6 protein-coding genes and 1 pseudogene are annotated in these 7612 nt (G+C 71.9%); 2 read left to right on the top strand and 5 right to left on the bottom strand.

Annotated features, from left to right (window positions below; translation table 11 throughout):
* A pseudogene (locus NJ376_RS27845) lies at window positions 1-148 on the top strand (IS5/IS1182 family transposase); the annotation flags it as partial.
* A 20-nt stretch (window positions 149-168) separates the two neighbouring features.
* Window positions 169-360 carry a hypothetical protein gene (locus tag NJ376_RS27840; RefSeq protein ID WP_252956615.1) on the top strand — a complete coding sequence of 64 codons (192 nt, stop codon included), beginning with the start codon at window positions 169-171 and terminating at the stop codon, window positions 358-360.
* Between the two features lie 90 nt (window positions 361-450).
* On the opposite strand, the gene NJ376_RS27835 is transcribed toward NJ376_RS27840, so the two are convergent.
* The 5 genes from NJ376_RS27835 to NJ376_RS27815 all read right to left on the bottom strand — a co-directional run.
* Window positions 451-1749 carry a hypothetical protein gene (locus tag NJ376_RS27835; protein WP_252956614.1) on the bottom strand — a complete coding sequence of 433 codons (1299 nt, stop codon included), beginning with the start codon at window positions 1747-1749 and terminating at the stop codon, window positions 451-453.
* Between the two features lie 171 nt (window positions 1750-1920).
* Window positions 1921-3420, bottom strand: a complete 1500-nt coding sequence (locus tag NJ376_RS27830) for a Ppx/GppA family phosphatase (RefSeq protein WP_252956613.1) — start codon at window positions 3418-3420, stop codon at window positions 1921-1923.
* A 4-nt stretch (window positions 3421-3424) separates the two neighbouring features.
* Complete coding sequence (locus NJ376_RS27825; RefSeq protein ID WP_252956612.1) at window positions 3425-5617, bottom strand: RNA degradosome polyphosphate kinase; 2193 nt, start codon at window positions 5615-5617, stop codon at window positions 3425-3427.
* A 30-nt stretch (window positions 5618-5647) separates the two neighbouring features.
* The gene (locus NJ376_RS27820; protein ID WP_252956611.1) at window positions 5648-6388 is read right to left on the bottom strand and encodes an HdaA/DnaA family protein; all 741 of its coding nucleotides are present in this window, start codon (window positions 6386-6388) and stop codon (window positions 5648-5650) included.
* A 110-nt stretch (window positions 6389-6498) separates the two neighbouring features.
* The coding region (locus tag NJ376_RS27815; RefSeq protein ID WP_370288749.1) for an AI-2E family transporter at window positions 6499-7612 on the bottom strand (1114 nt) is incomplete at its 5' end.

The following is a 7612-nucleotide window of genomic DNA, read 5'->3' as shown; positions in this document are numbered from 1 at the left end:
CGCCGCGGTCTACATGTGGCGGCACCTGATCGAGAACTTCTTCTGCAAGCTCAAGGAGTTCAAGCGCATCGCCATGCGCAGCGACAAGACCGACCACAGCTTCTCAGCCATGATCCACCTCGCCGCCGCCGTCATCCACTCCCGCTAAACCTCAACAGACCCTAGAGCGTGCGGCGTGAGCGCAAGCGAACGCAGCATGCCCTAGCCGACCAGGCCGCCGCCATCGCCGCCGGCAAGGTCCGCGCCATCCGGGATGCGGCGGGGCGGGCGGACCATCGCCTTCCACCGCCCTCTGGCTACGAGACCTATCGCGGCCCGGGCTGGTGCGGCGTGCTGGTGCAGGGGCCACGGGCGGGGTGAGCAGGATCGGCCGACAGGGCGCGGCCGGCCCCGCCACACCAACCGCGGGAGATGCCTGGCCCGGAACTTCGGGACGTTCCGGGCCAAGTGTCACACCGTCCCGCGAGACGCGCCGAACAGGCCTTTCAATCGGTCGGCGACCGGTCGGATGATCGCGTCGAACAGGGTGAAGACCACCTGCACCGCATAGCCCACGAAGAAGGCGATCGCGGCCAGGGAGAGCGTGACCCCGCCCTGCATCTGCACCGACTCGCCCGAGGTGAACAGGGCGCCGACCAGCCCGCCCAGCGTCAGGCCCAGCAGCACCCTGAGGCCGGACTGCCACTTGTCCCGCGCCTCCAGCGTCCATTCCTCGATCTTCTGGTTGATCCGCTGATAGACATAGGCACAGGCGCCAACCAGCCCGAGCAGCATGGGCAGGACGAAGCCGGAAAGGGCATAGAGGCCAGCCCCTACACGCACGTCCGAGACCGGCCAGCCCTGCGGCGGGTTGCTCGGCTTGCGGGGGGCAACCCAGCGGAAGATCCACCACCTGCCGAGGCGCTGCGTGCTCTCATTCCATTGGCGCAGCCGTTCATGGGTGACCTTCAGCTTCTGGTCCGTTTCCAGCCATGTGGCGCAGGCGCTGGCCAAGGGCCCGGGCGGGAGGGCTGCCCCGGATGAGCAAGGGTCGCTGACGCCGGCGCCGGGCTGGGAGCCGCCCGGCCCGCTGCGCTGCGCTGCCTCCACCTGGCCCCAGGCCACTCCCTGCGCGGCCTTCTGCGCCGCCAGCTCCTTCAGCATGTTGCGGCCATTGCCGGTATGCACCAGCAGGCAGACGGCGAAGAACAGGGCGACCGTGCCGATCAGCGCGATCACTCCCATCCACCGTTTCAGCCGTCGGGCCTCCTGGTGGATTTCGTCCGGTAGGTCACCGCATTCATTGGTGCCGACATAGGCGCAGGTCAGGCGAATGGTGCTGACATTCGCGGGCCGTACCTGACTGGACAGCAGGTCGATCTGCTGCACCAGGCGCGCCACGCGGCCGGCGTCAGTCACCAATTCCTCAGGTTTCTCGAGCAGCAGTTCCGCCAGCTGCGCATTGCAAGGTGGAAGGCAGGGGGCCGCGGGCATGGTCGCCGAGGTGGCCTCCCCCTCGGCAAGGAAGCCGCGATCGGAGCGGCGAGCGGTGTGCCGGGTCAGCACCGCCAGATCGGCCTGCAGCTCCCGGACGTATTCCAGGGGATTCAGGGGCCTTCGCTCAGGCCTTGGCGTTGCCTCGGCGCCCCGCCACAACCGGCGGATCCGGTCCCAGCCCTTGCCCTCGCCGCCCGGCTTGGCAGGGGCCATCCTGCCGGCAGCCCCTTCCTCGGCTGGCAGCGCCGCTTTGTCGAAGGTCGTGGTGGACATGCTTGCCTCCCCGGGCCGGTCATCAAGGCCGACGCCCTCGGGGATCTCGCAATGTCAGTTGTCGCACATTCCGTGATGCAGATCACGCTGCTCCGGACAGGTCGCTTTCCCGAGCAGGATATCCGCCCAGGCGACGCCGCCGATCCGGCGTTGCCCCTCATGGCCTGTTGTTCACCCCGCCACCTCCACCACCGCCTCCAGCCCCAGCGCCGCCCCCAGCGCCTCCACCCGGCGCAGCACGGATTCGCCGGCGAAGACGCCGCTGCCCTCCTGCAGCCGCAGCACCAACCGGCTGCCGCGGCGCTCCAGCGCGGTGCCGGCCAGCAACGCGGGCGTGCCGCCGCAGAGGGTGTAGGCCAGGCGCAGCGCCGCCCCCAGCGCCTCCGCCCGGCGGATCGTCGCCACGTCCAGCAGCACCCGCGTCGGGGCCAGGAAGGGGCTGCCCGGCTCCGCCTCGTAGCGCAGCGCCGCCACCAGGGCGAGGAAGGCGCGGGCATGGTGGTCGAGTCCTGCCCCATGCTGGCGCAGGATGCGGAGGAAAGCCTGCTCCGCCCGGTATTCCGGGTGGTCGTGGCTGCCGATGTCGGAAATCCAGCAGGCCGCCTCGCGCAGCGCCCGGGCCGGCCCGTCCGGCTCGGGGAAGAGCGGGTCGGTCCAGGCGAGCAGGGCAGGCGGCAGCCCCTCGTCGCGCCCCCAGCCCTGAGCCAGCTCCCGCGCCGCGGTCAGCAGCGGGTCGGCCTCCCGCACCTCGGGCGGCAGCAGCCTGGCATACCAGCCTTCCCGCAGCCCGTTCGCCGAGAACACCACCCGCGCCGCCCCCGTGGCGCGCAGCAGCCGGCGCAGCGCGACGGCGGCGAAGGGCAGATCCCCCACCCGCTTCAGCGGCGCCCCCGCCATGCGTTCCAGCACCCGCCGCGACGCCGCCATGACGACGCCGGCAAGGTCTCGCGCCTCCTCCCGCCGCAGCACGTAGTGGTGGACGATGGCCAGCGGGTAGCCGGTCTGGGCGATATGCATCCGGGCCAGCGCCCGCCAGGCGCCGCCGACGAGGTAGAGGTCGCGCCCGCCGCCCTCCGCCAGCCAGGGCTGCTGCGCGAGTTCCTGCTCGGCGATCGCCCGCGCCCGCGCCGTGTCGCCGCCCGCGCGCTCCGCCAGGCGGATGGCGCCGATCGGCAGGGACGCCGCCTGACGCACCTGCCCCGCATCCAGCCGCACCAGCTCCAGGCTGCCGCCGCCGAGATCGCCGAGGATGCCGTCCGCGCGGGGGAAGCCCAGCAGCACGCCGGCGGCGGAGAGCCGTCCCTCCTCCTCCCCGGTCAGGATGCGGATCGGCACGCCGGGCATGCGCCGCTCCAGCGCCGCGACGAATTCGGCGCCGTTGCTGGCATCCCGCACCGCCGCCGTCGCCACCACCTCGAGCGGCGCCGCCTGCATCGCCCGGGCCACCGCGTGGTAGCGGCCGAGCACGGTCAGCGCCGGGCCGATGGCCTCCTCGTTCAGCCGCCCCGTGTTCTGCAGCCCGCGGCCGAGGCCGAGGACTGCCTTCTCGTTGAAGATGGCCTGCGGGTTCCGCCCGCGCCCCTCGAAGACGACGAGGCGGACGGAGTTGGAACCGAGATCGACGACGCCGCAGCGGGGGGGCGGGGACTCGGGACGATAGGGAAGCGGCAAGCGGTCAATCCTGCGCGATGCGGTCGGGCCTTGCCCGCCGGGGGGCGCCGCTGGCGCGCGCCGCGCGGTGCAGCGCGCTGCCGCGGCCGGAGAGGGAGGGGTTGGTCATGAAATAGGCATGGGCGGAGACCGGCTGCAGCCCGGGCTGCAGCCGCTGCCAGGTGCCATCCGGCTGCAGCTGCCAGCTCTGCGCCGTGTCCTTCAGGTTCACCACCATGATCTGGTCAAGGATCTGCGCATGCACGGTCGGGTTCTCCACCGGCACCATCGTCTCCACCCGCCAGTCCATGTTCCGCGCCATCCAGTCGGCGGAGGAGATATAGACCCGCGCCCGCCGGCTGGGCAGGCGGTGGCCGTTGCCGAAGACGTAGATGCGGGAATGTTCCAGGAAGCGGCCGACGATGGATTTCACCCGGATGTTGTCGGAAAGCCCCACAACGCCCGGCCGCAGGCAACAGATGCCGCGCACCACGCATTCGATCCGCACCCCCGCCTGGCTGGCGCGGTAGAGCGCGTCGATGAGCTGGGTGTCCACCAGGCTGTTCATCTTCAGCCAGATGCCGGCCGGCTTGCCCTCCCGCGCGAAGCCGATCTCCTGCTCGATCAGCCCGAGCAGCGTCGGCCGGATCGTCAGCGGGGAGAAGGCGAGGCTCGTCATCTCCGCCGGCCGCGCATAGCCGGTCATGTAGTTGAACAGCCGCGCCGCATCGGCGGTCAGCGCCGGGTCGGCGGTGAAGAAGGAGAGGTCGGTGTAGATGCGCGCGGTGATCGGGTGGTAGTTGCCCGTGCCGAAATGCGCGTAGGAGCGCAGCGCCCCGCCTTCCCGCCGCACCACCAGGCTGACCTTGGCATGGGTCTTCAGCTCGACGAAGCCGAACACCACCTGCACGCCGGCCGCCTCCAGCTCCCGCGACAGGGCGATGTTCCGCTCCTCGTCGAAGCGGGCCTTGATCTCGATGACGCCGGTGACGCTCTTCCCCGCCTCGGCCGCCTCGATCAGGGCGCGGGCGATCGGGCTTTCGCGGCTGGTGCGGTAGAGGGTCTGCTTGATCGCGACCACATTGGGATCGCGCGCCGCCTGGCGCAGGAACTGCACCACGACGTCGAAGGATTCATAGGGGTGGTGGACGACGATGTCCTTCGCCCGGATCGCCGCGAAGCAGTCGCCGCCGTAATCCAGGATGCGCTCCGGGAAGCGCGGCGTGTAGGGGGTGAAGAGCAGGTCCGGCCGGTCATCGACGATGAGCTGGGTCAGCGCGTCCATCCCCAGCAGCCCGTCCACCACGAAGATGTTGCTGCGGTCGGCGCTCAGCTCCTCGGCGACGAAATCCACCATGTCGGGCGGCGTCGCGCTGGTCACGCTCAGCCTTATCGCGCGGCCGCGGCGGCGGCGCTTGAGCGCCGTCTCGTAGCTGCGGACGAGGTCCTCCGCCTCCTCCTCGAATTCCACATCGGTGTCGCGGATCAGCCGGAACAGCCCCTGCTCCGCCGGGATGAAGCCGGGGAAGAGGCGGCGCAGGCTGAGGGTGATGAGGTCCTCCAGCACCACGAAGCGGATGCCGGGCTGCCCCTCCTGCACCGGCAGGCGGATGAAGCGCTCGATCTGCGGCGGCAGCGGCAGCAGCGCGCGCATGGTGCCGCCATCCTCCTCCCGCACCAGCTTCAGCGCCATGCAGAGCGCGAGGTTCTGGATGAAGGGGAAGGGATGCGCCGGGTCCACGGCGAGCGGCGTCAGCACCGGGAAGACCCGCTCATCGAACCAGGCGGCGAGCCAAGCGTGGTCGGCCTCGGTCAGTTCCTCCGGCGCGCAGACCGCGAGCCCGGCCTCCCGCAGCAGGCCGGAGAGGGTCTGCCATTCCTCCTGCTGCGCCTCGATCAGCGCCTCGGCGCGGTCATGGATGGCGGTGAGCTGCTGTGCCGGGGTGCGGCCGTCCGGCGCCGGGCTGGCGATGCCAGCGCGGTCCTGGCCGATCAGCCCGGCGACGCGGACGGAGTAGAATTCGTCGAGGTTGGAGGCGGAGATCGCGACGAAGCGCAGCCGCTCCAGCAGCGGGTGGGCGGGATTCGCCGCCTCCTCCAGCACCCGCATGTTGAAGTCGAGCCAGGAAAGCTCGCGATTGATGAAGCGCTCCGGCGCTCCGGGCGGGGCGGAGTCGGCGGTCTCGACGGCGGCGGGATGGAGGTCGAGAGGCGTCATCATCCGAACCCTATAACAGCCGGGGGAACCCTATAGCAGCCGGGGGGTTGGCGGCGAGGCCGCCTCCTCCATCGCCATCGAAACGTCATCCGTGGGCGCTGGATCGAGGCCGAGCCAGTCGCCGAGCGCGGCGCGGGCCAGCGGCCGGGTGACGGCGCCGCCGGCGGCCAGCGCCGCCTTGTCGAGCCGTGCCGCCGCTTCGGCCATCGCCGCCGCTTCCCGCGGCAGGCGCAGCAGCAGCCATTCCTGCACGCCGGGATCGACGCGGAGCTGCCGCGCCGCGAAATGCTTGCGCAGCAGGGCCGCGAGCAAGGCATCCGAGGGCGGCTGCACCCCGACCGCGGTGATGGCCCGCAGCCGGCTGGCGAGGTCCGGCAGCGCCACCGGCCAGCGGGCGGGCGGCGCGCGGCCGGCCAGCAGCACCGCCTGGCGGCGCTCGGCACAGATGTTCAGCAGGTGGAACAGCGCGGCCTCGTCGGCGGCGCAATCGGCATCATCCACGGCGAGGCCGGGGCCTTCCGGCACCTCCGGCAGGCCGCGCAGGGCGGGGCCGTCCAGGGCGGGCCAGGCGTGGCGGGCGGCGAATTCCGCCAGCATGTGGGACTTGCCGGTGGCGGCGGGGCCATGGAGGGCGAGGCGGTGCAGCGGCCAGGCGCCGGGGCGGGCGAGCCAGGCCAGGGCCTCGGCATTGCTCGAATCCTCCAGCAGCGCCCCGGGGGAAGGGGGCGGCAGGCGGAGCGGCAGGGCGAGCTGACGGGCGGTGGCGGTCATCGGCCTCGACGGCAGGAAGGGGCCGTGAGTTTCGGGCCCGGCGGTCCGCTCGGCAAACCCAAACCGGGCCGGGGGCCCGTCCCGGCCCGCCCATGGGGATCCGCGGCCCCTCACCCCGTCCTTGGCGGATCCAGATAGAGCGGACTCTCCAGGTACCGCCGCAGCCAGTATCGCGCGATCACCCCCACCACCGCCGCCAGCGGCACCGCCAGCAGCACGCCGAGGAAGCCGAAGGCAACGCCGCCGGCGAAGAGCGCGAAGATCACCCACACCGCGTGCAGCTCCACCCGGTCCCCCAGCAGGCGGGGATAGATGATGTAGCCCTCCACCACCTGCCCGGTCACGAAGATCGCCAGCACCACCAGCACCCCGTTCCAGGTGCCGTATTGCGCCAGCGCCAGGGCCAGCGCCGTCACCAGCCCGGTGATGGAGCCGATATAGGGGATGAAGGAGAGGATGCCGGACATCAGCCCGACCGTCAGGCCGAGCTCCAGCCCGATGAGCGACAGCGCCGTGGCGTAGTAGACCGCCAGCAGCGCGCAGCAGAGCAGCTGCCCGCGCAGCCAGGCGGAGAGCAGCCGGTCGGTGTCCCGCGCCATCTGCCGCAGCGTGGCGGCGGAGCGGCGCGGCAGCCAGGCATCCAGCCGCAGCACGATGCGCGGCCAGTCCCTGAGCAGGTAGAAGGCCACCACCGGCGTCACCGTCACCAGGGTGAAGACGTTGAAGATGGCGACGCCCCCGCCCAGCAGCCGGGCGAGGGAGGTGCCGAGCCAGGAGATGATCGCCCCCGCCTGCCCCACCGCCAGATCCTGCAGCCTGGCATCCACCACATCCGGCCCCAGCCGCATGGCCAGCGCCACCAGCGCCTCCCGCACCGCGGCGCCGGCGCCGAGCACGTAGCTCGGCAGCCGCTGCAGCAGGATGGAGACCTGGGCGATCAGCACCGGATAGAGCAGCAGCACGCAGAGCAGCGCCACCCCGACCAGGGCGAGGATCATCGCCAGGGCGGAAATCCCCCGCCCCACCCCCAGCCGCACCAGCCCGCTGGCTGGCGGGTCGAGGAAATAGGCGATGACCGCGGCCAGGACGAAGGGCGTCAATATGGCGGAGAACAGCCAGATCGCGCCGAGCAGGAAGATGGCGACGCCAAGCGCGAGGCCGAGGCGCTGCCGCGCGGTGGCGGCGCGCGGCACCGGCCGCGGCGGCGCGGGCGGGTCGGCCGCG

It is taken from the genome of Siccirubricoccus soli (assembly GCF_024178315.1).
GTDB lineage: Bacteria > Pseudomonadota > Alphaproteobacteria > Acetobacterales > Acetobacteraceae > Siccirubricoccus > Siccirubricoccus soli.
This window is presented reverse-complemented; position numbering and strand designations above follow the sequence as displayed.

What these genes read in the sequence shown, in the direction of transcription:
- NJ376_RS27835 (WP_252956614.1), bottom strand. Translation starts at nt 1,749, where the DNA reads ATGTCCACCACGACCTTCGACAAAGCGGCGCTGCCAGCCGAGGAAGGG.
- NJ376_RS27820 (WP_252956611.1), bottom strand. Translation starts at nt 6,388, where the DNA reads ATGACCGCCACCGCCCGTCAGCTCGCCCTGCCGCTCCGCCTGCCGCCC.
- NJ376_RS27825 (WP_252956612.1), bottom strand. Translation starts at nt 5,617, where the DNA reads ATGACGCCTCTCGACCTCCATCCCGCCGCCGTCGAGACCGCCGACTCC.